The 1,914-nt window shown below is 65.2% G+C and carries 3 protein-coding genes; all 3 read left to right on the top strand.

The window, feature by feature from the left end:
* Window positions 1-348: 348 nt before the first annotated feature.
* Complete coding sequence (gene erm / locus MU407_RS13920; RefSeq protein WP_102237460.1) at window positions 349-1,176, top strand: 23S ribosomal RNA methyltransferase Erm; 828 nt, start codon at window positions 349-351, stop codon at window positions 1,174-1,176.
* Window positions 1,173-1,412: a hypothetical protein gene (locus tag MU407_RS13915; protein WP_073717678.1), complete on the top strand. Its 240-nt coding sequence runs from the start codon at window positions 1,173-1,175 to the stop codon at window positions 1,410-1,412. The genes erm and MU407_RS13915 overlap by 4 nt, the downstream gene beginning before the upstream one ends.
* Before the next feature lie 210 nt (window positions 1,413-1,622).
* Window positions 1,623-1,914, top strand: a 292-nt coding sequence (locus MU407_RS13910; protein WP_246958384.1) for an IS110 family transposase, incomplete at its 3' end; no start/stop codon positions are given.

The following is a 1,914-nucleotide window of genomic DNA, read 5'->3' as shown; positions in this document are numbered from 1 at the left end:
ACCGGGAGTATCTGCCCAAGGGCACGGTGATCCCCGATCACCAGCCCTACCTCACCAGTATCGCCGAGGAGATCAACAATCGACCCCGCCGCCGACTGGGCTATCTCACGCCCACCGAGGCATTCGCTCGACTGCTCGCCGGCGAGCCCCATGTTGCTTCGACGCCTTGACATCGCCGTGGGGTCGCCTACGCTAGTGGGCATGTTGTTCTACGGCACTGCTTCGCTGCGTCTGCGCAGCCGCTAACGGCGGAGAGCACCCTCCACAGGTTGTTGCTCCCGCCCCCGGTGATCACGGCCGGGCGGCTCTTTCAGCGTGCCCGGCTCCGCAACAACCACGGAGCGAACAGTGCCTACCTATCGAGGTGGCCGTCATGAGCACGGCCAGAACTTCCTGACTGACCCATCCACCATTGCCACGATCACCCGGCTCGTGTCCGCCACCGAGGGCCCGATCATCGAGATCGGCCCCGGTGACGGAGCACTCACCTCGCCGTTGGCCCAGCTCGGGCGACCGGTGACAGCCGTCGAGATCGACACCCGGCTCGCCCGACGCTTGGCCCCACGGCTCCCGTCGCACGTGGAGGTCGTCGCCGACGACTTCCTGACCTACCGGCTTCCCACGTCTGCGCATGTGCTCGTCGGCAACCTGCCGTTTCACCAGACCACGGCCATACTGCGCCGCATCCTGCACGCACCCGCATGGACCGATGCAATCGTGCTCGTGCAATGGGAAGTCGCGCGGCGCAGAGCGGGCGTCGGCGGTGCCACGATGATGACGGCGCAATGGGCGCCTTGGTTCGAGTTCACGCTGCACAGTCGTGTTCCCGCTCGCGCGTTCACCCCGCGTCCGGGAGTCGACGGCGGAATCCTCACCATCCACCGTCGCGAACATCCGCTGCTGTCCCCGACACGGCGACGCCAGTTCCATGCCCTGGTCCACCGCGTCTACACCGGCCCCGGCCGGGGGCTCGCCCAGATCCTCGCGCGCACCACCTCACTCGGGTCACCACAGACCGCACAGGCATGGCTGACACGCCACGGCATGACCGCTGCAGGACTCCCGAAGGACATGCCCGTCGAGGCATGGGTGGACCTGTTCAAGACCACCGGTTCTTCACCGCCTGCACACCGTGCGCGGACGCAGCAGGTGAAGTCGAGGAGACGCCGTCGATGACCATCGCAGCGCAGCGCCAGGCCTGCGTCTGCAAGGAAGAGATCGGTAATTATCGGCACACTGCGATCTATCGGGCGATCTCTCCCGAGGACACGCCGGTGACCAACGCAGTCTCCCATGTGGTGTGGTGGCCGGACACGTTGATCGAACAGAGTTGCTGCATGGCCCCAAGGAGGCGACAGGATGCATACCTGGTACGGATCGGCAGCCCCGTTACCTTGCTGGTGACCCCGTAGGGCGGGGTTACGGTCGCCGGGCCCGGCATGACTTACTGCCCCTGTCGCACGAATGATCCGGGGGGGGTGTTGTCACCGGGCCTGGTGGCGCCAGCCGACCGCTGATAGGGACACGGCCCAGCAATGAGGTCTCTTCGTAACGTGGGTGCCGGCAGCTGACGCATCACCAACCATGGCGACCGTCGCTTCGATGCAAGGATGGTGGTCATCATGGAACAGATCGGCTTCGACATCTGGTGCGGGTTGGACGTGGGCAAACAAGCCCACTACGCCTGCGCGCTGGATACTGCCGGCAAGAAGGTCTTCGACAAGCCTCTGCCGCAAGACCAGGCCAAACTCGAAGACTTGTTCACCAAGATCCAAACCCATGGACGAGGGTGGTGTCATAGCGTCGAAGCAACACCCCCGGTCGGCGGGGGTCTGATCGGTGGAGTGTGCGGATGGCGCGGGTGGGGTTGTCGTTCAGTGACAGGTCGGAGATCTCGACGGCCTCGAAAGCGGG

Source organism: Brachybacterium sp. Marseille-Q7125, from assembly GCF_023062615.1.
Classification (GTDB): Bacteria; Actinomycetota; Actinomycetes; order Actinomycetales; family Dermabacteraceae; genus Brachybacterium.
The sequence above is the reverse complement of the archived record's forward strand: the minus strand, read 5'-3'. Positions and strand labels throughout refer to the sequence as shown.

Bases quoted from the DNA above. Each gene is read 5' to 3' on its own strand.
- MU407_RS13915 (WP_073717678.1), top strand. From the start codon at position 1,173: ATGACCATCGCAGCGCAGCGCCAGGCCTGCGTCTGCAAGGAAGAGATC.